17 protein-coding genes are annotated in these 21,934 nt (G+C 42.4%); 5 read left to right on the top strand and 12 right to left on the bottom strand.

The genetic code is table 11. The annotated features are described in order from the left end of the window. Nucleotides 1-41 precede the first annotated feature (41 nt). The 4 genes from RMY00_RS24345 to RMY00_RS24330 form a co-directional block, all read right to left on the bottom strand. Entirely contained in the window at nt 42-4,319 is a 4,278-nt protein-coding gene (locus tag RMY00_RS24345) for a filamentous hemagglutinin N-terminal domain-containing protein (protein WP_322650006.1), read from the bottom strand. A 650-nt stretch (nt 4,320-4,969) separates the two neighbouring features. After that, a complete protein-coding gene (locus tag RMY00_RS24340; protein WP_322650005.1) occupies nt 4,970-6,187 on the bottom strand; it encodes an ABC transporter permease in 1,218 nt (405 codons plus the stop codon). 127 nt (nt 6,188-6,314) lie between these two features. After that, nucleotides 6,315-7,784 carry an efflux RND transporter periplasmic adaptor subunit gene (locus RMY00_RS24335; RefSeq protein ID WP_322650004.1) on the bottom strand — a complete coding sequence of 490 codons (1,470 nt, stop codon included), beginning with the start codon at nt 7,782-7,784 and terminating at the stop codon, nt 6,315-6,317. A gap of 926 nt (nt 7,785-8,710) precedes the next feature. Further along, on the bottom strand, nt 8,711-9,313 hold the full coding sequence (locus tag RMY00_RS24330) for a Uma2 family endonuclease (RefSeq protein ID WP_322650003.1): 603 nt from the start codon (nt 9,311-9,313) through the stop codon (nt 8,711-8,713). Nucleotides 9,314-9,882: 569 nt separating this feature from the next. Between RMY00_RS24330 and RMY00_RS24325 the strand changes: the two genes are divergently transcribed. After that, nucleotides 9,883-10,647 (top strand): ABC transporter ATP-binding protein, encoded by a 765-nt coding sequence (locus tag RMY00_RS24325; RefSeq protein WP_322650002.1) that lies wholly within the window; start codon nt 9,883-9,885, stop codon nt 10,645-10,647. Between the two features lie 142 nt (nt 10,648-10,789). On the opposite strand, the gene RMY00_RS24320 is transcribed toward RMY00_RS24325, so the two are convergent. Beyond that, nucleotides 10,790-11,320: an orange carotenoid protein N-terminal domain-containing protein gene (locus tag RMY00_RS24320; RefSeq protein ID WP_322650001.1), complete on the bottom strand. Its 531-nt coding sequence runs from the start codon at nt 11,318-11,320 to the stop codon at nt 10,790-10,792. A 222-nt stretch (nt 11,321-11,542) separates the two neighbouring features. On the opposite strand from RMY00_RS24320, the gene RMY00_RS24315 reads away from it, so the two are divergent. Beyond that, entirely contained in the window at nt 11,543-11,917 is a 375-nt protein-coding gene (locus RMY00_RS24315) for a hypothetical protein (RefSeq protein WP_322650000.1), read from the top strand. A gap of 113 nt (nt 11,918-12,030) precedes the next feature. Here the strand turns inward: RMY00_RS24315 and RMY00_RS24310 are convergent, their stop codons facing one another. Together RMY00_RS24310 and queG are read right to left on the bottom strand one after the other, a co-directional pair. Then, nucleotides 12,031-12,669: an HAD-IA family hydrolase gene (locus RMY00_RS24310; RefSeq protein ID WP_322649999.1), complete on the bottom strand. Its 639-nt coding sequence runs from the start codon at nt 12,667-12,669 to the stop codon at nt 12,031-12,033. Further along, nucleotides 12,644-13,618, bottom strand: coding sequence for a tRNA epoxyqueuosine(34) reductase QueG (queG, locus tag RMY00_RS24305; protein WP_322649998.1), 975 nt, complete (start codon nt 13,616-13,618; stop codon nt 12,644-12,646). Before queG ends, RMY00_RS24310 begins: the two co-directional genes overlap by 26 nt. A gap of 537 nt (nt 13,619-14,155) precedes the next feature. Here queG and RMY00_RS24300 point away from each other — a divergent pair. Further along, the gene (locus RMY00_RS24300) at nt 14,156-14,575 is read left to right on the top strand and encodes a ketosteroid isomerase family protein (RefSeq protein ID WP_322649997.1); all 420 of its coding nucleotides are present in this window, start codon (nt 14,156-14,158) and stop codon (nt 14,573-14,575) included. A 98-nt stretch (nt 14,576-14,673) separates the two neighbouring features. Here the strand turns inward: RMY00_RS24300 and RMY00_RS24295 are convergent, their stop codons facing one another. From RMY00_RS24295 to RMY00_RS24285, 3 genes are all read right to left on the bottom strand, one after another. After that, nucleotides 14,674-15,099, bottom strand: coding sequence for an ATP-binding protein (locus RMY00_RS24295; protein WP_229552295.1), 426 nt, complete (start codon nt 15,097-15,099; stop codon nt 14,674-14,676). A 3-nt stretch (nt 15,100-15,102) separates the two neighbouring features. Further along, complete coding sequence (locus RMY00_RS24290; protein WP_322649996.1) at nt 15,103-16,776, bottom strand: SpoIIE family protein phosphatase; 1,674 nt, start codon at nt 16,774-16,776, stop codon at nt 15,103-15,105. A 149-nt stretch (nt 16,777-16,925) separates the two neighbouring features. Further along, the gene (locus tag RMY00_RS24285; RefSeq protein ID WP_322649995.1) at nt 16,926-17,645 is read right to left on the bottom strand and encodes a response regulator transcription factor; all 720 of its coding nucleotides are present in this window, start codon (nt 17,643-17,645) and stop codon (nt 16,926-16,928) included. Nucleotides 17,646-17,968: 323 nt separating this feature from the next. On the opposite strand from RMY00_RS24285, the gene RMY00_RS24280 reads away from it, so the two are divergent. Continuing rightward, nucleotides 17,969-18,724, top strand: coding sequence for a WecB/TagA/CpsF family glycosyltransferase (locus RMY00_RS24280; protein ID WP_322649994.1), 756 nt, complete (start codon nt 17,969-17,971; stop codon nt 18,722-18,724). 259 nt (nt 18,725-18,983) lie between these two features. Continuing rightward, nucleotides 18,984-19,730 (top strand): cell division ATP-binding protein FtsE, encoded by a 747-nt coding sequence (gene ftsE, locus RMY00_RS24275; RefSeq protein WP_322649993.1) that lies wholly within the window; start codon nt 18,984-18,986, stop codon nt 19,728-19,730. 65 nt (nt 19,731-19,795) lie between these two features. Here the strand turns inward: ftsE and RMY00_RS24270 are convergent, their stop codons facing one another. Together RMY00_RS24270 and RMY00_RS24265 are read right to left on the bottom strand one after the other, a co-directional pair. Continuing rightward, on the bottom strand, nt 19,796-20,593 hold the full coding sequence (locus tag RMY00_RS24270; RefSeq protein WP_322649992.1) for an armadillo-type fold-containing protein: 798 nt from the start codon (nt 20,591-20,593) through the stop codon (nt 19,796-19,798). A 415-nt stretch (nt 20,594-21,008) separates the two neighbouring features. Further along, on the bottom strand, nt 21,009-21,587 hold the full coding sequence (locus tag RMY00_RS24265) for a hypothetical protein (protein ID WP_416212097.1): 579 nt from the start codon (nt 21,585-21,587) through the stop codon (nt 21,009-21,011). Nucleotides 21,588-21,934: the final 347 nt, after the last annotated feature.

Below are 21,934 nucleotides of genomic sequence, written 5' to 3'. Positions count from 1 at the left end.
TTGGTGGTACGGGGTGTGCGATGTTTAGTGAACAGTAACATCTAAGAAGAACGGCAAGATACAGGGTTCTGCCATGAACCATGAGGTGTGGTGGGTGCATTCGCTGTAAGTTCCAACTCACCTTTGGCATTTATCACCCACCCAGTAGCCTCTACAATGGGTTTTGGTGTAGCGGTAGGGTTGATAGTAACAGGTGGAATCTTGTCTTCTCTGGTGCTGGGTTTGAGAGCCACTAAATCTACATGCACTAGGTCAGGAGTTAGAATATCTGTTGTCGGATTAGGTGGTAAACCACCGCGTCCAGTGATTGTAAAACTGCTCTTAGCAAAAGTTCCACCAGCTTGACAGGTCTGTGCTACTTCGGTGTCAACTGGTATTGTTGGCAGGTTGATGTTGCCATTGTTAGGGTCTACATCAGGTGTGTTAAGTTCTACAGTGCCGTTTATACCAAACTCAGAACTAGCGGTAATGTCACTCAGAGAAGTTGGGCTAGAGCGGGGTTGAATGCCATAAATACCAAAGGCTTGAATATCTACTCTTCCACCAATGCCAGTGTAAGCATTAGCGGTAATGTCGCTATTTTCTCTTGGGACAGCGACGATGAAGCCGTTAGGAGTATTGATGATGATGTCCCCACCATTACCACCAAACTGCTCAAGGCCAGCAGTGGTGGATATTAGACTGCCATTGCGTAGTAATAATAAGTCTTGCAGGTTAAGGGTGATATTACCACCATTACTACTACGAGTTCTGGCAGAGATTGTGCCTCCATCTAGTGTGAGGAAGCCTGCTGTGAGATGGATATCACCGCCAATACCTTTTCCTTGACTACCAACAGCTATGAAAGCACCATCTCGAATGGTCATGATTCTGGGGTCTATGAATATACTACCTCCATTGCCAGTTGAACCTTCCAGGGTATGGGCAAATAGACCAGTTAGAGAACCAGAGAGGGTGATTTTGTCTTTGACTTTGAATATGATATTACCTGCCTGGAATTGACCAGAAGTTATGGTAGATACTTGACCACCATTGCTTGCTTCAAAAGTGTTAGCAGTAATGTTGACACTGCCAGCATCCCCTTTTCCATAAGTACTTGTATTTATTTGGGCACCATTGGTAACTGCTAATGAACCAGTAGTAATCGTTACACCGCCGGCTTTGCCCTCTGCTTCAGGTTGCACTGAGCTAGATGCCCCACTACCCGAACCATCAAAGTTGATACCATCAGTGGCGGTAATGTTGACACTACCAGCATCTCCTTTTCCAAAAGTACTGGCATTAAGTTGGGCACCATTGGTAACTGCTAACGAATCAGTGGTAATCGTTACACCGCCGGCTTTGCCCTCCGCTTCAGATTCCACTGAGCTGAATGCCCCACTACCCGATCCCTCCAACTTGATACCATCAGTGGCAGTAATGTTGACACTACCAGCATCCCCTTTTCCAAAGGTACTGGCACTTATTTGGGCACCATTGGTAACTTCTAACAAGCCAGTGTAAATTGATACGTTTCCGGCTTTGCCCTCGGCTCCAGGGTTGACTTGGCTTTTTGCACCATTGGAACTTCCATCAAACTTGATACTATCAGTAGCGGTAATGTTGACACTGCCTGCATCCCCTTTTCCAGAGGTACTGGCACTAAGTTCAGCACCATTAGTCAGTTCTAACGAGCTTGTGGTAATGGTTACACCCCCGGCTTTACCCTCGGCTCCATAGTTGACTCGGCTTGTTGCCTCACTCCCCGATCCATCAAACTTGATGGTATTAGTGGCGGTAATGTTGACACTGCCAGCATCCCCTTTTCCAGAAGTACTGGCATCAAGTTGGGCATCATTGGTGACTTCTAATGAACCAGTAGTAATGGTTACACCCCCGGCTTTGCCCTCTGCTTGAGAGAAGACTCGGCTTTTTGCACCACTCCCCGATCCATCAAACTTGACAATATCAGTGGCGGTAATGTTGACACTGCCCGCATCCCCTTTTCCAGAAGTACTGGCATTAAGTTGGGCACCATTGGTGACTTCTAATGAACCAGTAGTAATGGTTACACCCCCGGCTTTGCCCTCTGCTCCCCAGGCGACTACGCTTGCTGCCTCACTCCACGATCCATCAAACTTGACACTATCAGTGGCGGTAATGTTGACACTGCCCGCATTCCCTTTTCCATAGGTACTGGCACTAAGGGAGGCACCATCAGTAACTTCTAATGACCCGGTGGTAATCGTTACACCTCCGGCTTTGCCCTCTCCAGAGAAAACTGCGCTGAATGCCCCACTCCCCAATCCATCAAACTTGATACTATCAGTGGCGTTAATGTTGACACTGCCCGCCTCCCCTTTTCCAAGAGTACTGGTGTCAAGTCGGGCACCATTGGTAACTGCTAATGAATCAGTGATAATCGTTACACCCCCAGCTTTGCCCTCTCCATAAGCAACTGTGCTGAATGCACCACTCCCCCATCCATCAAACTTGACAATATCAGTGGCGGTAATGTTGACACTGCCCGCATCCCTTTTTCCAGAAGTACTGGCATTAAGTCGGGCACCATTGGTGAGGGCTAACGAACCGGTAGTAATCGTTACACCCCCGGCTTTGCCTTCGGCTCCATAGTTGACTCGGCTTCTTGCCTCACTCCCAAATCCATCAAAGTTGACACTATCAGTGGCGGTAATGTTGACACTGCCAGCATCCCCTTTTCCAGAAGTACTGGCATCAAGGAAGGCATTATTGGTAACTGCTAATGAACCAGTAGTAATCGTTACACCGCCGGCTTTGCCCTCCGCTTCAGATTCCACTGAGCTGAATGCCCCACTACCCAATCCATCAAAGTTGATACTATCAGTAGCGGTAATGTTGATACTACCAGCATCCCCTTTTCCGAAGGTACTGGCATCAAGTCGGGCACCATTGGTAACTGCTAACGAATCAGTGGTAATCGTTACACCGCCGGCTTTGCCCTCCGCTTCCGGGGCGACTAAGCTTCCTGCCTGACTCCCCCATCCATCAAACTTGATACTATCAGTAGCGGTAATGTTGACACTGCCCGCATCCCCTTTTCCAGAGGTACTGGCACTAAGTACGGCACCATTAGTAACTGCTAATGAGCCTGTTGTAATCGCTACACCCTTGGCTTTGCCCTCCGCTTCCGGTTGCACTGTGCTGAATGCACCACTATTAATTCCATCAAACTTAATACCATCAGTGGCAGTAATCGTGACACTGCCCGCATCTCCTTTTCCAAAGGTACTTGCCGAAAGTACAGCACCATTGGTAACTTCTAACGAGCCTGTGGTAATTTCTATACCTCCTGCTTTGCTTACACCTGTCTGTTCTACATTGTTTCTGGCGTAACTGTTATCAAAGGAGACAGTATCAGTAGCATTAATATTGATATCTCCTGCTGTAGCTGTTACTGTACTCAAACCTGACTTAATTCCAGCAACAATTTGACTTTTTCCTTTTAACTCTAAATTCTGAGCATTGACCGTAATCGAGCCTCCCACACCAGCACGCACATCCACAAGTGCGCCATTGCTCAAAGAGATATCGGCTCTTGGTACACCATTAGGGATGCTTAAACTTAAGTTCTGACTATCAACATTTAGTTTCACAGTCCCATTACCAGAGACTCCTGCTAATTCCACTCGTCCACCCGCCGCATTCAAGGAGCCACCATCAAGGACGATATCTCCACCCACTAACACCAAACTTCGCCCATCTGGGACTCTCAGCCCTTGAAGATTATTTCCTGCATCGGTGGTTGACCTGTTCTCAATTCTGGCAACTTGTAGTTGATTAAAAAACAGTGCGGAAGGATTGATTGCTAGTAACTCAGAGGGAGGTTGGGGATTGGTGGCACTGAAGGTGCTACCATCGCTCCATTTGAAACTGCTGGCTGTGGTTGCTAAAAATGAACCACCAATATCTAATCGTGCATTCTGTCCAAAGATAATGCCATTGGGATTAATCAGAAATAGGTTGGCTGTGCCGTTGGCTCGGATTAATCCATCAATATTAGAAGCTGACCCACCCGTTACCCGACTGATAATATTTTGAATATTAACAGCATTATTAAAGGAAGCAGTACCACCAGTAGGTACAGAAAACTCCTTAAAGCTGTGAAACAAATTACTTCCTGCTTGTGTTCCCCCTGTGATATTGAGTGTGTTCCCATCTAGGGTAACGACAGAATTATTAGGCAAGGTACTATCTGGGGTAATTTGGGCAAAGACATGCTCTTGCAAAGAAGCAATTAACACACCTCCCATCACCAAACTAGTACACCAACACCGCAAATCTTGAGTTATTCCTGACATAGCACTCTCCAATAAATCCACCGCGTAACTAGTCTTTTTTTCCGGCGTTGTAATCCTGTAGAATGTGCTTGCTAGCAATGTTTTGCAAGCCAACTGCATTTAATTAATTCGACGTAATTATCTTAATCAAAGCCCCTTTTATTGATTTGGCATTCCAAAAGTTTGCTAACTTTATCTCTGGCTTACCCTGGCGAGTTTTATGCAAAAGTGAGTTATTTTTACAAGACTTTACATAATGAAATGCTCAATTTCATTACTGAGAAATCCAGGTAGCGTCGCACCCGACACGAGCCTCCGCCAGCAGTCGCCAAAAGAGCTATGATTTTGGCGATACTAGTATCTGAGCTAAAAAAATGAACAAAACCGAAGCTGCTGAATTTCTGGGTATTGGAGTCTGAGTTAACACCTGAAGTGATTATGTCCATTACTGGGTATTTCTTCATCCTCGATGCTCTATCTGCCCTAAACACCATTTAAATTGGTATAACAATCACTTTTTCCGTAGAACCCGATCGGGTAATCATCCACGGCGCTTTTTACGGAGGACAGAATTATGATTCTTTCATACGGAAAGAGGAGTTATAAATCCGATAAGAACTGGATACGATTAGGCATAGGGATGGGGTGGCTTGCGATAAGCTTGTTGCTCACTAAGCACTTCTCAAAGCTACAATTGGGTCGAGTTTGGCAGCGCGACGTGCAGGAACAACACCAAAGAATAAACCGATACCACCAGAGACACCAACTGCCATAGCGATCGCTGCTGGAGAAAGTGCCGCTTCTAAAGGAGTCAAGGCTCCCACTAATAGAATGCCACTGACGCCAACCGCAGTCCCAACTAAACCGCCAGCTGCGGAAACTATTACAGCCTCAATAATGAACTGTAGCAAAATATCTTGCTCAGTTGCCCCGATCGCTTTTCTCAATCCGATTTCTTGGGTGCGTTCGGTAACGGAGACAAGCATAATATTCATGATCCCAATGCCGCCAACAAACAAAGATATCCCAGCGATCGCAGCTAACATAATTGTCAATGCACTTGTGATTTGACCGACAGTTTGTAAAGCATCCTTTTGAGAACGGATAGTAAAGTCGTCTTCACCATTAATTTTGTGCCGTAAACGCAGTAAATTAGTAATTTGAAATTCTGCTGCATCCACACTTTCTGAATCACGAGCAGCAGCGACAAAATAATCTAAGGCGATCCCATAGGGAGAATTCTTTCCCACAAGTCGGTTTGCTGAAGTCGTGATTGGTATTAAAGCAGCATCATCATAATCTGCTCCCACGCTGGAACCTTTGGTTATTAATGTGCCAATAACTTGAAAGCTGGTATTTCCAATGCGTAATTGTTGACCGATAGCGTTACTATTACCGAATAGTTTTTCTGCTAAGTCTCCACCTAACACAACAACTTGGTTACTTCGTTTAATGTCTACCTCAGAGAAAAACCTGCCTTTATCAGTTTCAAAATCCCGCACTGATAGAAAGCTCGGAGTTGTACCAATAATGTTAACATCGGTGTTTCTGTTGCGGTATACAACTACTTGTCTCCTGTTTAACTCCGGCGCAACTCCTACTACTGTTGGTACTTGAGAGGCGATCGCTTCCGCATCTTGTAACACCAAATTTTTTGGTACTTCAAAAGATATACGCTGAGTCTCTCGATTACCTGGCAGTATAAAAAGCACATTTGGCCCTAATGACTCCAGTTGTTTATTAACGTATTTTTGCCCACCTTCGCCAATGCCAATCATGGCAATCACTGAGGCATTGCCAATAACTATACCCAGCATAGTGAGGGCGCTACGCAGCTTATTCGACAACAGGGTTTTCCCCGCCATTTGAATACTTTCTAAAAAATTCATGCCAATTTTGGATTAAAAGTTTTTATTAAAAGGCTGTTCGAGTTATTAGGGTTTGTAGTCAGCACTAAAGTGTTGAAAAAATAAAGACTAAAGTCTTTACTACGAACTTGCTTATCGCAATTTGGGATTATTTATTTTGTTGTTCTTTCGCCTTCTCAATTTTGTAGTCTTTAGGTGGATTAACAAAAATGCGATCGCCTTCTTTAACTCCATCTAAAATCTGAGTTTGGTTTTGAATTTGCGCCCCAATTGTTACTTCGCGGAATTGGGGTTTATTCTTTGCATCAGGTACAAGTACACCAGTTCGACCCTTTTCGGTGACGATTGACACCGTTGGTAACACCAAGGCATTATTGACGCGATCGCCAAGAAAGGTAAGATCCACATTTAAGCCAGAACGTAGTTTATCTGCACCAGTATCCAAAGCAACCCGCACCTGGAAGGATGTCACACCTTGTTCCACTACTGCTTCTGGAGCAATTAGGCGCACATGACCTTTAAAAACTTGATCGGGATAAGCATCAGCGACAATTTCCACCTGTTGTCCGGGTTTAATTCTGCCAAGATCGGCTTCAGGAACTTGAGCTAATATTTCTAACCCCCGTGCTACGGCGACAATTGAACTAGAAGTTGCCGATGCACTAGTAGAAGCAGAAGTTGTGGGTGTAACAAACGCCCCAGGATCGGCATACTTTTGGGTAACAATTCCCGAAAGAGGAGCGCGAATAATTGTATCTTCCAACTGCACTTGCACACCCTTCAACTGAGCCTTAGCCGCTTCAACAGCTGCTTGACGCTGGACAATTTCTTCAGAACGAGTCCCATCTTCTAACAGTATCAATGCTGCCCGTGCTTCATTAACTGCTGCTTGACGTTGGGCAATTTCTTCAGTCCGACTACCACTTTGGACTAGCGACAATCTTTTTTTAGCTTCTTCTAAATTGGCTCTAGCACTTTTGTCTTCACTGAGGGCTTGATCGAATAATTGTTTTTTCTCTGCTCCCTGTTGATATAGATATTGATAACGCTTTATCTGTTCATTGGTGTAATTCACCTTAGCTTGAGCCGCATCCACTTGGGATTGAGCTTGAGCAATTTCTTGGGGACGATTACCGACTTTAGCTTGAGTTAGTTGGGCTTGAGCTTGTGCTAACCGCGCCTTTGCTTGAGCAATTTCTTGAGGACGACTACCAGCAAGGGCTTCGGCTAGTTGTGCTTGACTTTGGGCTAAATTAGCACGGTACTGGCTCCTTTGAGCCTCAATACCTGCGCTATCCATGCGGGCGAGAATTTGCCCTTGTTGAATGCGATCGCCTTGTTGGACATATAATTGCGACAGCACTCCAGGATTTTTCGGACTAATATTTACGGTCTGAACTGGCACGACTTTGCCACTAGCTGTAATCCGCAACGTGACATTTTTCGCTGCTACTGGCACAGTTAATTGAGCAATGTCTTCTTTATTTGCCCCTTGATTTACCAGAGTATAAGTTGTGGCTGTACCAACAACCAAGACACCCCCTGCTATCAGCCCCATCAGCCAGCGTAATGGATGTTTAACTTTGCCAACAACAGGAATTTCTATGTAGGTAGCCATATCTAGAAGCCTATAAATCTTGTTTTATGGGAGTAGCCTGTAGTTATATTGATGATGCCTAGCTGCCCATAGTAAAACCACCCCTTCAGAGCAAACAGCTACGCTTTTGCTCCCCTCCGCGCTTATGGGGAGTGGTTGGGGCTTCCTCTTAACTATGCTTAATTGAGCGGACATAAATATTAAAGGGCAAGTGCAGGAATACGGTGTTGTTAAAATTTTTCGATTAAATCTTTATTAATAAACTAACAACTAGACGCATAGTTAGCTTCATAGTTGCTTAATCTTCCTTCATAATACGTGTTACATATCTGTATGTCCTCACCTGAATGGGTGACTTTAGCCACAGTCAAATTTCTTCAGCAGACTACAAAGCGAGACCTTAGTAAATCAGCTTTCAGGTAAGGTTTTGAGAATTTACGCAATAAATAATATTAGGACTTACGCACACTCTACGAATTCTCGGCGCTCTTGGCGTCTTGGCGGTTCGAGAAATTAAGCTTTATAGAACAGAAAGGGAATTCAACCCAATCAGTTCGAGAACCACGCTTTTTGAAGTGGGGAACGTAAGAACATGTTTCCCCCTTCATTCTACGGCAGGAGTCAGGGGTAATTTTCCCTCGCTCCCTGCCCCCTGCCTCTTCGTTGAATTTAGGTGGTCGTTTATTGAATTCGGGTAGTCGTTTATTAAATTCGGGTAGTCGTTTATTGAATTCGGATAGTCGTTTATTGAATTCGGGTAGTCGTTTATTGAATTCGGGTGGTCGTTTATTGAATTCGGGTGGTCGTTTATTGAATTCGGGTAGTCGTTTATTGAATTCAAGCAGTGGTTAAGGTGGGGTAAAACCCAATACAGTTCAGTTTTTTCTCTCCCCCTGCTTCCCCTGCTTCCCCTGCTCCCCCTGCCTCCCCTGCTCCTGCCTCTTCGGTCAACTCCATACTTCGGTTAAATCCAACACAAACCCAGGTAAAATATCTTCCCCTGACAGATTTGCTGGTTTATTCAAAACTTCTACATCCCGACTTGGGCGATAAATTTCTACCTTTTGATTTTTCCGGTCAATTAACCAACCTAAGCAAGCGCCATTTTCTATATATTCTCTCATTTTGGCGCGTAACTTTTCTATGGAGTCATTTTTAGAACGTAGTTCTAGTACGAAATCAGGGCAAATTGGAGCAAAAATTTCTTGCTGTTCTAGAGTCAGAGCATCCCATCTTTCTTGACGTATCCAAGCAGCATCAGGAGAGCGATCGCTCCCATTAGGTAAATAAAACCCAGTAGATGAGTCAAAAGCTACACCTAATTTTGTTTGACGGTTCCATAACCAAAGTTGTCCGGCAATGTCAAAGTTTCGCTTCCCTGTATCGCTGCCGGTTGGTGGTATAACAATCAACTCTCCCGTAGCAGTTCGTTCTAATTGTAAATCTCGGTTAACCAGTGCTAACTGAACAAACTGCTCATGGGTAACTGTGAGTGTAAGTGTGGGTGGAATATTGACGGCTAAAGTTTGGGATAAGTTGGCTTGTGTCATTGTTCCGTCTTTAAACTATAGGAATCGTATTTGATTTTTGAAATTATCTCCGTGGGCGGGGAGTGGGGAGTAGGGAATAGGGAATTAGGCTTTTAATTTGTACCGAGCTTTTTCAGAAATCAAACATTAGTCCTATAGAACCCAAATGTTACAGAAGACTAAAATAATTTCTCTTCTGATTATTTCCAAAGTAGCATCCAAAAGTTGTTAGGTGCTTCTTTGCATTTTACGTTAGGAATTTGCAGCTAGTAATTTCCAAACAAAAACCTCTGTGGTTGCGATCGCAGATTTAGGTGATATCCTCCGTGCTGAGATCACGAAGTTTGTTCTCAACAGCACGACGAGCGCAACAACAACCCGATAATTTATCTTGTAATAGTGGTTACTATAGTAATAATTAGATAATACTAATTTGAGCAGTAATTACAATAGATGGAGCGCTCAAAGCAATTACCAGCAACTCTTTCTTTACGAGATGCACTGGTGTTCACAATCTAAAATCCAAAATCCAAAATCCAAAATTGTATAATAAATTACTCTCTTCTCAGTCCCAGATTACTTATTTTTTTATGGCAAACACTATTACAATTACCGATTCCCTATTTCCTAATGCTGTACCAAAACCAGCAATCATTCGACTAGAAAACATTTTTAAAATTTATGGTAGTGGTGAAACAGAAGTACGAGCGCTAAATGATGTCAACCTAATCGTGGAACAGGGCGAATATTGTGCAATCATGGGGCCTTCTGGTTCTGGTAAATCCACAGCCATGAATATTATCGGTTGTCTCGACCGTCCCACAGACGGACATTATTACTTAGATAACCTTGATGTAGCTCAAATGGACGATCGCTCATTGGCACACATCCGTAATAAAAAGCTGGGGTTTGTGTTTCAACAATTCCATTTGTTGCCCCAATTAACAGCCCTAGAAAACGTGATGTTGCCAATGGTATATGCTAGTGTAAACCCAAAAGAAAGAAGCGATCGCGCCATCGAAGCTTTGACAAAGGTAGGTTTAGCAAATCGCCTCAACAACAAACCAACTCAACTATCTGGTGGACAACAACAACGAGTCGCGATCGCGCGGGCGATCGTTAATCATCCCGTAGTACTCTTAGCCGATGAACCCACAGGCGCACTTGATTCGCGCACAACCCAAGAAGTCTTAGATATTTTTAGCGAACTCAATGCTAGTGGAATTACTGTTGTCATGGTAACTCATGAACCAGAAGTTGCTCGTCAAACCCAGCGCATCGTTTGGTTCCGTGATGGTCAAGTAGTACACTCCAATCTGACACCATCTGACTTAAGTAGCGTTGCTATGTCATAGCTTATTAAAGTCCACCTACCCTTGGCTTTCTCACAGGGTAGGCGAACGAGAGTTTATGCAATAGCGACTTCACAGCCAAAAAGCCCATAATTAAAGCATACGTGATTTTTGACTTTCGCCTTGCGGTAGTCGCCAGTGACGATTACAAACTTGACGTTTTTCCAGTTTCTGCTTGCGTCTCAATTGGCTTAACATCGGTGTAACCCACTTCACCAGATATTGTCCGAAACACCGAAATTTGCTCGTCAAAATCTAATTTTTCAATTTGGGAAACCAGATCAGTAATTGCCTTAGTTGGTTTATAGCTAGCTGGTAAGTCAACCACCTTATCCCCCATAGCTACTGCCCAAGCATACCAAACTAACAGCTGATTGTTTTCTTTTATCGCCCCATAAGCGCGGGAATATTCTGTATCTTTGCGGTTAACTATATCCCGCATAATATCTAATTGTTGTTCATCTGATAACTCAAAATAATCTCCTAGCAGAAGTGGTGCTAACTCAGGTTCCGCCGCAGCAGGAGCAGCTGGTGTGATAGAATCACCCATTTTTTTATAAACTAAATAGAACCAGGCTAATTTTGCATCGGTATCCAACTTATTAAACGCATCTACCAAATTTTGAGATTCATTGCTCTGGGCTTGAGAAATATCTTTATCGTAACTTGCAGTCATAATTTTATTTCCAAAGAAATTTTACACACTAAACTAAGGCTTACCAAAGTTTGAGCATCGGATTCTACTATCAAGAGAAAGAGTTATATTAATTTCAAATTGCAGCTTGAATCTATCTTTTAATAGAGGTAAAGCCTCTCCCTTGGGAGCAAGTAAAGAGTTAATTACTTTGTTATGCTCTTTCAAGTAAGCAATAAAAAATTTAACTTAAGGATTTTAATTATGCCTGATGAAATAAAGCCCAATGTTAATGAAGCTCCCACCCATGATGCTCAATTAGCTGCCGATAGCATAGCTAGTGGTGAAGAAAATGCGCCAAACGTCGATTTTGATGCTGATTATGCAACTGCACAACAATTCAGCGTTAGTGAAGTTGATCGCACAGGTGAAGGCGCAGCAGCAGCCGATGCAGCCACTGCACCTCAATATAAAACCTCTAAACCAGTAGAGACAAAAACTCAAACGCAGCCAACTGGTAATCCTGATGATTATGCAGAGTTAGCCAAGGAAGTTGGGAATTCTAAGACTGAGGGTGTAACTAATGTCAGTGATGATCTAGTAGAACAAGCTTTGGAAAAGGGTGAACGGAAAAATTAAGTTTTCCCCTGATATTTTGCTATTTTGTAGGGTGGGCATTGATATATATGGCCCACCCTACTGTTTTAGTGAATCACCAATACTTGAGATGACCAATGACTAATGACTAATGACTAATGACCATTATTCATCACTTCTAGTAGTTCGCTAGGTCGCTGAATTAAATAATCTGGATTTTGCTTGGCTAGTACTTCCGGTGAATTAAAGCCCCAAGTTACTGCAATCACTTGGATGTTTGCTTTCTTTGATGCTTCGATATCTCTGGTTTCATCTCCAACATAAATCACTTCTTGAGGTTGGAGTTGATTTTGCCTTAATACATTATTTATTATGGTTGTTTTACCAAAAATCGTAATTCCTGAGTAGATAAAATCAAATAAGTGATTTAAATCATTAATTGTCAGGAATTGCGTAACATTGTCTTTAGAATTAGAAGTGATAATTCCCAATTTATATCCTTCATTCTGAAGTTCAGTTAATGCTTCTTTAATTCCCGGAATTGGCTTTAATTCTGGGATTTTGTTTTTTAATTCTCCTTTAACTTTTTTAACTAAAAAAGGTATCTTAAATAGAGAAACTCCTGAGTATTTAATGATTTCCCTAGATGTTAAGTTTTTAAGGAAGGATAATTGCTCTGGGCTTATGTGTCTAAAACCAAAGTCTACAGCTAGACGATTGGCAATACTTACAAGGGCATCTACTGTATCAGCAATAGTGCCATCAAAATCAAAAATAATTACTTTCGGGGTCATTATTTCGCCTGGATGCGTCAAGATTAGCTAGGGCGTTGCGTCGTAACATTTCTGGCTTAATCCGCCGCAAGGCAGATGCTGGAAATCGTTTATCCCACTCCTGATCTGAGATTTGGGCTAATTCTAGCAGGTGGGGGGCAATATTCGCAGGATTTGGCTGAAACTCTTCAATATCAGTTGTGTTAGCAAAACGTTGATTCCAAGGACAAACATCTTGGCAAATATCACAACCAGCAACCCAGCCTTGCAAATTGAGTATTACTGTCTCTGGCAATTCCTTTGCCCGATTTTCAATCGTGTGATAAGCAATACAACGATTGGCATCGACGACAAAAGGCTGAGTAATTGCACCCGTAGGACAAGCCTGAAGACAACGAGTACAACTACCGCAGTGTTCTGTATGAGGGCGATCGCTCTCTAATTCCAAATTAGTCAACACTTCTCCCAAAAATACCCAAGAGCCATATTCCCGTGTAATCACATTACCATTTTTGGCAATCCAACCAATTCCGGCAAGTTGAGCTAACACTTTATCTTGCACCGGGCCAGTGTCTGCATAATAACGAGCTAATACACCTTCACCAAGTGATTCTAACCATCTGGCTAGCTGCTTAAGTTTTTTATGCATTACCTTGTGATAATCTCTTCCCCAGCCATAACGAGAAATTTTGGCGTATTCCTCGCCTTCGGGACGTTGATGTGGCGTATAGTAATTTAGCGCCACACACACTAGCGATCGCGCTTCTGGCATAACTAAGCGAATATCCTGGCGTTTTGGGTTAGCCATCCATTCCATATCAGCGTGATAACCCAGTTCAATCCATGCTTGTAACCTCTGCGCTTCTATGGTATCTACCTTATCTACAGCAGCAATTCCAACCTTGTGAAAGCCCAACTCGCTGGCTTTCTCTTTCACAATATTGCTGCTTGTTACGGAATACTGATTCATTTTTTTATCTAGATTTTGCCTAAATAAAGGCGATTTAATTTTACATTACGTAGTAAATACCTTTGATTAACATTTGTTGCTTATTCTCAGCAATGGGTATAAATAATTATCGTTGGGATAAGGCAGGGAATAGAGCGCAGTTCTTGCTGGGGAAAAAAGGGTTTGAGCCTTGTTTACTATTCTTCACACAGTTTGCTTTTATTGCGCCGACTGACTAATATAAATTTTTTTATAGGGGTTTTCGTTTGGAATCAAAACATGCTATATGCACAGCAATGCTGTGCCCCTACGAGTGGTCTGTATTCCCATGCAATTGAGAACCGCTATATTGCAACATCTCTACCATCGTCAGGAAGATTTATACAAATGTGGCAATCTATCTCAACAGCAGGTTTCTTTTTAGCTATTTTTGTATTGAAATTAATATTTAGGTAGCATATACAAATATTTTTACGATAAACGTAAAAAATAATACAACTCCATAAAGAAACTTATGGAGATTGTTAATTTTAAATTTTGAATTCGGAGCGAAGCGACGTGACCTCTGTTGAACAGTTGAAAGAAGAATTCCAGATTGAAGGAATTACAGAAACAAGTGTACTGCGTTATTTTGAAACCTTAAATGCAGGAGAATTTGAGGCAACAGCTGCCTTGTTTGCCCAAGATGGTGTGATGCGTCCACCATTTGAATCTGATATTGTGGGAACACATGCGATCGCAGCCTACTTAAAACAAGAAGGCCAAAACATTAAAGCTTATCCCAACACGGGAATAGCTGAAGCTTCAGAAAACGCTACGATTCAAGTCCAAGTAACAGGCAAAGCACAAACTTCGTGGTGTAGTGTGAATGTCTTGTGGTTATTCATCCTCAACCAACAACGGCAAATTTCATATACTAAAATCAAACTTTTAGCTTCTCCCCAAGAGTTACTTTCTTTACGTCGTGAAAACTCGTAAACAAGTATAATAGCTTAGGTAATGTTTGATCCTACCCCAAACAAAATCCAATACAGTAAATTCACATAACACATTACTTAAAAAACAATAACTTTTGTCTATTTCACTAATTCGGGTAAAGTAGCTTCTAACTTTAGACAGTTGGCACCATCAATTTGCAACTGATAGTCTACTTTATCCATCAGACGATTCATAATTAGCCAACCATAACCACCTTCTTGTTTTTCCATCGGGTTTGGAGCATAGTAGTCAGACATATCAAAGCCTTCGCCGTAGTCCCAAACTTCGAGGGCAAGATCCCGATTTTTAACTTCCAAACGTAGTAGAATCGGTAAATTTGGTTTGTCCTTATGGGCATGACGGACTGCATTTGAGTAGGCTTCTACTAAAGCCAGCCTCAAACGGCTTGATTGTCGTGACCAGTCTACAGATTCTCCTAGCTGGATTTTCAAACATCCCAGCAGCCAGGTTTCGACAATATTAAGAAAACTTAAGTCACTTGGTACGTGAAGCTCACTTTTCATTACTTACAAAATCTCCAGTGAAAGTATAGTTTGATCATCTTCTTGAACGTTGTTGTCTGCCTGGATGCGGGCTAGTAAATGGTTAAGAGAAAGCGGTTGTTGCTCTTGTTGCAAGAGTTGCCAAAGACCATCTTGATTCAGCATAGAACGGTTAACCGGGTCAACGCCAGACTCGGTTTTTCCTGAGAAAGCAAAATTATTTGATACTGTAGCTTCTGTAATTCCATCGCTGGCCAGCAATAATGTGTCTCCAGCAGCGAGAACCAAGCGACCAGACTGTGCCTGCCACTTAGGCAAGATCCCTAAAGGAACGCTGCGAACTTTTAGGTAATTGGGATTGTCGCTTAAAGCACCTTGACGTGACCATAACAGTGGATAAATATGACCAGCATTAGTGTAGACAAGTTCCTTAGTACTAGGGGTATAACAGGCTAACACAAGAGTGATGAAATAATTGTTGCTAATTAAGTCTTCACTGAGAGCGTGGTTGAGGTTCTGCATGACCACATTTGGCTCGGCTGGTGCTTCTTGAGATAATTCTCGGCGCAAAACTGAAATAACACTAGCCATAAATAAAGCAGCTGGGACACCCTTTCCAGAGACATCACCCACTGCCAACCACAAATCGCCTTTGGGATGGACAAAAACTTCAAAAAAATCGCCTCCTACTTCCCGCGCTGGGTAACAGCAGGCTTGTACTTTCACACCTTTAATGTCAGGTAAAGTTTGACGTAGCAAGTTGTATTGAATTTGGCGGGCTACCTCCAACTCATTATGAATTTGCTGTTGTTTTTCTTGGAGGCGCTGGTAGAGTTTTGCTTGAGATAGGGCTAAGGCTGCTTGTTCGGCAACACCTGCAATTAGTTGGATGTCTTCGTCTTGCCAAGGGCGATCGCGTCCCCATTGGTGGAGAACCAGCACAGCTAATAAATGCTGCTGATAGCTAAGTGGCACAACTAGGTGGTGAGAAGGATTACCCTCATATACATCTTGAGCAAGTTGATAATGACGGGTTTCCAGCACTTTTTCAGTTAAAACACTGGGGTCGAAGAAGCAATCTGATACATCGTATTTTGGATCGCGGTATAAAAACTCGTCTCGTGTGAGGCGATCGCCCTCTACTGGTCTAAGCAAACAATTGCTAGCTTCAAATGTTTGTCCAATAGTTACGACAATTTTTTGCAGCATACTGTCGTAGTCTAGAGACTCTCGAATTGCCGTTGTTACAGCATTAAACAAAGATTCTCGCTGTAGGGCCCGACCCAACTCTTGGGTGCGCTTTTTAACTAGACGATATGTATCAGTGGCTTGCTCAACTAAGGCTCTGAGTCGTTCAGGATTCCAGGGTTTGGTAATGTACTTAAATACCTGACCAGAGTTAATTGCATCCACCAAATCTTCGACATCGGTAAAACCAGTTAACAAAATCCGAATCGTGTCTGGAAAACGCTCTACGGTGCGACTAAAAAATTCAGTGCCATTCATTTCTGGCATTCTTTGGTCAGAAATAATCACCGCCATTTCACCAAACTGATCCAAGAGTTCCAGAGCGCCAGAAGCATGATTGGCTTTATATACTTGAAAATCTCGCCTAAAAGTACGGTAGAGTAAATCTAAGTTATCTGGCTCATCATCTACCACCATGAGCTTAAGTTTGTCCACCCCAATATCCGCCATATTTAACTTTATTTTTCACATATTTGAATGGCGAGATAATATAATTTTTATCCCACCTGAGAATCAACAAAAAATTAATAACTAATCATTTTCAAAAGCTATCAGTTATCAGTGTTTTAAAACTTGATAACTGTTCACTCAATTTAACCTTATCCTACTAACCCAGAACGCAAGGCGCGGACTGCTGCTTGGGTACGGTCATCGGCACATAGCTTATTCAAAATGTTGCGAACGTGAGTTTTAACAGTCCCAACAGTGATATAAAGCCTTTCAGCAATTACTGCATTACTACAACCTTCGACAATCAACTGTAGCACTTCCAATTCCCTTTCTGTCAGGGTGTAAGGTTGAATTCCTTCTAAATTCTCGACATAATCAGGGTTAGAGGCAATGGTCTTAGTATCTACAAAAGCTGATTCCAACTTTTGCGGATTTTGTTGCGCTTGTTGTAATACAATCCGAGCGATCGCAGGATCGATCCAAGCGTTGCCATTGTAAGTTACTCTTATTGCTTCCAGCAAATTATCAAACTTGATATCTTTCATACAGTAAGAGTCTGCACCAGCCGCAAAAGCTGCTAATACAGCTTCTTTGTTATCCCGCAGCGTCAAAATTAACACCTTTGTTAATAGCTGCTGTCCATTAGCACTAGATTTTACCTCCCGTGTCAGTTCAATGCCATCTTTATCTGGTAAACCAATATCTACAATAGCAATATCTGGTTGTACCATTTTTAACATCTTTATCCCCTCAGCAGCATTGGCAGCTTCACCTACAACTTCAATGTCATCTTTTTGCAGTAGTGCTGTCCGAATACCTACACGAGTTAGGTCATGATCTTCAATCAGAGCGATACGAATTTTACTCATAGCCAACTTCAGACCGTTACACTACCTTAACCAGAAAGTCGAGTTTCGTGATATACTCCCACACTAACTGCAAAGTAGTATAGTGGGGGTTTCTGTTCCCGGAACCAGAGTTACGAGTTGAGCGTTTTATACTTAGTAGAATATTACACTTCAACAATTAAATTTGGGCTGGTTCAGCCCAATTACAAGCGCTCAAGACTAATTAGTTATGCTTTCTATTGTTGCAGGGCAATGGGAATCTCTCGTGCTTAAGTTCTAATATAAAAAATTTGATAAACTTAACATTCAAGTAAATCTGGTGTGAGGTTAATCCAGAATAGGTTATGTCTAAAGGCAATGAAGCATTTTCAGTGTTAGGAATACCAGTTCATGTGATGGCCAACTATCCAGGCTGGTTATTAGAATGCCTGGGTGCAGGCAAAGGAATTCATGTAGTAACGCTCAATGCAGAAATGACTATGCAGGCAGAGCAGAATCAAATCCTAGCTCAAGTAATTAAAAATGCTGAACTAGTGATTCCAGATGGAGCCGGGGTTGTTCTGTATTTGCGATGGCTGTTATGGCAAAAAGTGCAGCGTTTTCCGGGGATTGAACTAGCAGAAAAACTTTTGCAAGAAATCGGGCAACAGAAGACAGGGGCAAAGGTTTTTTTCTATGGAGGAGCGCCTGGAGTAGCCTTAGCTGCGGCAGATTTTTGGCAGCATCAAATTCCAGATTTGAGTATAGTAGGAACTCACTCAGGCTACCATTCCCCAGAAGAAGAGGCACAATTGCGAGAAACTCTGGCTCAATTGCAGCCACAAGTGATTTTTGTCGGTTTGGGAGTGCCACGTCAAGAGTTATGGATTGCCGAAAACCGCCATTTGTGTCCTCATGCAATTTGGATTGGTGTTGGTGGTAGTTTTGATATTTGGTCGGGAACTAAAACTCGCGCTCCCGCCTGGTTAGGAAATAATAATTTGGAATGGTTGTATCGGCTTTATCAAGAACCTTGGCGTTGGCGGCGGATGTTGGCTTTGCCAGCGTTTGCTGTGAAAGCTTTTGTTTATCGTTTGACAGCAAGGGGTGCAATTAGTTGAGAGTGGGACATGGGGATAAGGAGACGTGGCGCAGAAAAAGATCAAATACTATCTCTGTGTAAGAGTGTCCCCGTGTCCAATGCCTAATGCCCAATTCTGAGTGCTATTACTTAGTTAGTATTAAAGTCTTCAAAAAATTTAAATTTTCTTTGTTAAATTTTCAATTCCCAGGCAAAACCTGGGAATCCTTATTTTTGATAGGAATAAGCTAATCTAAACCCCTAAGCTATTTGGTTGTGGGGATAAGGAAAATTTAACAATGCCAGTATTAACAACTCAAGTTAAAACAGATAAATCCGTTCATACAGAGGACAATAAAACTCAACAGCATGTTAGTAATACTACTGTCAAGGTGCAATTGCAATCTGTAAGCAAGACTTATACTAATGGCACTCACGCCTTGTTAAATGCGAACCTTGAGGTAAAAAAGGGAGAATTTCTGTTTATCACAGGGCCAAGTGGTTCTGGTAAATCAACGCTCTTGAAACTGCTGTATGGCCAAGAGTTAGCGACGCAGGGAGAAGTGATTGTTGATGGATGTAATGTAGCGGGTTTACGAGGCGATCGCTTGTCATTATTACGGCGACGGATTGGCATTGTGTTTCAAGACTACAAACTGATTACCCAGCGAACAGTAGCGGAAAATGTGACTTTTGTCCTGCAAGCTCAAGGGTATACTCGTAAAGAAATTCAACGACGCTTAAAACCAACCTTGAAGTTGGTAGGTTTGCTGAGTAAAGCTGACTGCTTTCCAGATCAACTGTCTGGGGGAGAGCAACAACGGGTGAGTATTGCTCGTGCGATCGTTGGTACACCACCCCTACTTTTGGCGGATGAGCCAACAGGAAATCTCGATCCAGATAATTCCTGGCAAGTGATTCAGATTCTCCAGAAGTTAAATTCCTTTGGAGCTACAGTAATTGTTACTACCCACGATGAACAATTGTTACGGCGATGCAATCATCCGGTAGTGCAAGTTCGCAATGGACAGTTGTCTCGAAAATAAGCATTGGGCATGGGGCATTGGGCATTGGGAGCAGGGGAGAACAACAAATGACAAATGACCAATGACTAAAAAACGTGGTGCTTGACTTTGGCTGATACGGGTGTGAAAGTTGTTGCTGTTTTGGGGGGTAGAACTTGTAAGCGATGGTCTTTGACCGACCGGAGGTCATCGCAGGCTTGTAAACTCTTAAAAGCTGCCTCTCTGATCGCAACTTCTTCTTCTCGACTGAGTAGGAGTTGCAAGCATTCCACAATATCTTGCTGCACTGAAGAATCAACTCGCTTACGGCTGATGATTTTAGTTAGTTGACGTAGGGCAATCATCCGTTTTAATGGATCTTTTTCTGTTAAATTTACCAACAACTGATCGAGGTGGTCTTCTTCTCGATTTTCATAGAAGTTGACAATTTGCCAGACCAATAAAATTAAAGTTAACAGTGTTCCCACGCCTTGCACAATAGCACCAGCAGCAATCCAGGAACTGTAAGAATCAACCCAAATAGCAGCGGCCATGTAAGTAGTGACAGTAGCAAGACCACCACTTATGACTGCTAAGACTAACCGACGATTTGAACTGTTTAAGAACTTACGTATTTTAGACCAGTGTAATTGCCAGTCCCACTCCTGCATTGAGTAAACCAATACCATTATCCCAACGCCGATTGAGAGAGCCAATAACAGCATCCAGTTCCATAACAACATGGCGACGACAATTGTTAAGAACCCAAGAAAGCCTCCAGGCCCAGAGAAGTGCTTAAATGTTTGCTGCTTTGTTGCTCCCTTTGTCTTGAACAATGGATGCAACCACTTCCAATTGGGGATCTGGTTGATCAATTGCTGCCAAGAAGACGAAGCCTGTGCCACAGTGTTTACCTACTTGATTACGAAATTAACTATTGTATAAGTTTTACTACAGTTGAAGAAAGGGTGAAGACCCAAACCACAAAATGCCCGGTTTTTAAGGGCAGCATAGTAGACTAGTACAGCACGGCGGAAATCAAGATACCATTTTAAATGGCTCAGAGCAAGGGCATGAATCAATTCAAAATTTAAAATGACGCTCTCTACGAGACGCTAAAAGCGAACGCGGACTCGCTCTAAGCGAAGCCATGCCGTTAGCACAGCGTAAAGCCTTCTCTACGAGAGGCTTTACGCTGTGCTAACAAAATTAAATACGGCCAGACCCTTCAGGTGGGGTTTCCACCTGCCTTGGGATACAAGGATTTTTTCGCCCACAAGGAGCGAGGTTTTAAACCTAACTTTTTTTCATAAAGGATTTTTAAAGACAAAAACGAAAGTTATCAAGGGTAAATTGCCCATCAAAAGCACAAAAGGTAACGCTGTAAATGTTATCCCCAGTTATAGATAATAAGGTATTGGGGGAAATTCCCGAGTCTGAATTGGCAAGATTGGCGCTTGGTAGTACAGTTTGAGCGATGAGTTGGCGATCGCGATCGTAGGCGGAAAGCACTAGCCGTTGCGAACTAGTGACAAAGGCGCTAACCGAATTAACCGGCTGCAAGAAAGTAGCCTCTAAGAATCCGCTTTTGGGCGCTCCCATTAAAACTGTTAGCCCTGAATAGGCTGGAAATGCTGGATTTGATGGCTGTATTGCTATAGAATTGTGAAAAATTACTCCCCAGCGTTCATACTGGCGCTCTACTGGTTCAAAACACTTTAAGTCTTCTAAGTCTAAACAAATACAAGTAGGTACACTCACTCTGCCAGCGTCAATAGCTGACTCCACCTGATCCCCCCAAGCTGAAACTTTAATTTCATTTTGTATATTAAAGTCAAGCGCAAATTTAGCGTCTTCAATCGTTGGTAGTTTATTTAATTGAAGAGTAGCCTGTACCATGACATCCCGCCTTACCATTACTAGATAATAAATAAATTTACTAATACATCAAAAGCTATTTTTCTACATGTTTAACTAGAATTAATAGCTTGTTAAAATAAGCATTTTGAATCTTATTGACGCTCAAAATTATTTATGAGTTTCTTCATAGGCTACCATAAAAACTTATGTTTTATTACTGGCTTAGTGATCCTTGCTACCACGGCAAACCCTTGTAATACAGTAAATTCAAGGCTCAGTCACTTTTTGTTAGGAAAAAAAATCACCAAATCTTTATAAGTAATCCAGTAATTTTATATCTACTTAATCTGATGCTAGGAAGAAGTCTTAAAGTGATTGGTTCGCCG

Source organism: Nostoc sp. ChiVER01, assembly GCF_034531155.1.
GTDB lineage: Bacteria > Cyanobacteriota > Cyanobacteriia > Cyanobacteriales > Nostocaceae > Nostoc.
Note: the sequence above shows the minus strand (reverse complement) of the source record. Positions and strands in the feature narration are given on the sequence as shown.

Bases quoted from the DNA above. Each gene is read 5' to 3' on its own strand.
- RMY00_RS24290 (WP_322649996.1), bottom strand. From the start codon at position 16,776: ATGGCGGATATTGGGGTGGACAAACTTAAGCTCATGGTGGTAGATGAT.
- RMY00_RS24335 (WP_322650004.1), bottom strand. From the start codon at position 7,784: ATGGCTACCTACATAGAAATTCCTGTTGTTGGCAAAGTTAAACATCCA.
- RMY00_RS24345 (WP_322650006.1), bottom strand. From the start codon at position 4,319: ATGTCAGGAATAACTCAAGATTTGCGGTGTTGGTGTACTAGTTTGGTG.
- RMY00_RS24315 (WP_322650000.1), top strand. From the start codon at position 11,543: ATGCCTGATGAAATAAAGCCCAATGTTAATGAAGCTCCCACCCATGAT.
- RMY00_RS24280 (WP_322649994.1), top strand. From the start codon at position 17,969: ATGTCTAAAGGCAATGAAGCATTTTCAGTGTTAGGAATACCAGTTCAT.
- RMY00_RS24325 (WP_322650002.1), top strand. From the start codon at position 9,883: ATGGCAAACACTATTACAATTACCGATTCCCTATTTCCTAATGCTGTA.
- RMY00_RS24310 (WP_322649999.1), bottom strand. From the start codon at position 12,669: ATGACCCCGAAAGTAATTATTTTTGATTTTGATGGCACTATTGCTGAT.
- ftsE (WP_322649993.1), top strand. From the start codon at position 18,984: ATGCCAGTATTAACAACTCAAGTTAAAACAGATAAATCCGTTCATACA.
- RMY00_RS24320 (WP_322650001.1), bottom strand. From the start codon at position 11,320: ATGACTGCAAGTTACGATAAAGATATTTCTCAAGCCCAGAGCAATGAA.
- RMY00_RS24330 (WP_322650003.1), bottom strand. From the start codon at position 9,313: ATGACACAAGCCAACTTATCCCAAACTTTAGCCGTCAATATTCCACCC.
- RMY00_RS24285 (WP_322649995.1), bottom strand. From the start codon at position 17,645: ATGAGTAAAATTCGTATCGCTCTGATTGAAGATCATGACCTAACTCGT.
- RMY00_RS24340 (WP_322650005.1), bottom strand. From the start codon at position 6,187: ATGAATTTTTTAGAAAGTATTCAAATGGCGGGGAAAACCCTGTTGTCG.
- RMY00_RS24265 (WP_416212097.1), bottom strand. From the start codon at position 21,587: ATGGTACAGGCTACTCTTCAATTAAATAAACTACCAACGATTGAAGAC.
- RMY00_RS24295 (WP_229552295.1), bottom strand. From the start codon at position 15,099: ATGAAAAGTGAGCTTCACGTACCAAGTGACTTAAGTTTTCTTAATATT.
- queG (WP_322649998.1), bottom strand. From the start codon at position 13,618: ATGAATCAGTATTCCGTAACAAGCAGCAATATTGTGAAAGAGAAAGCC.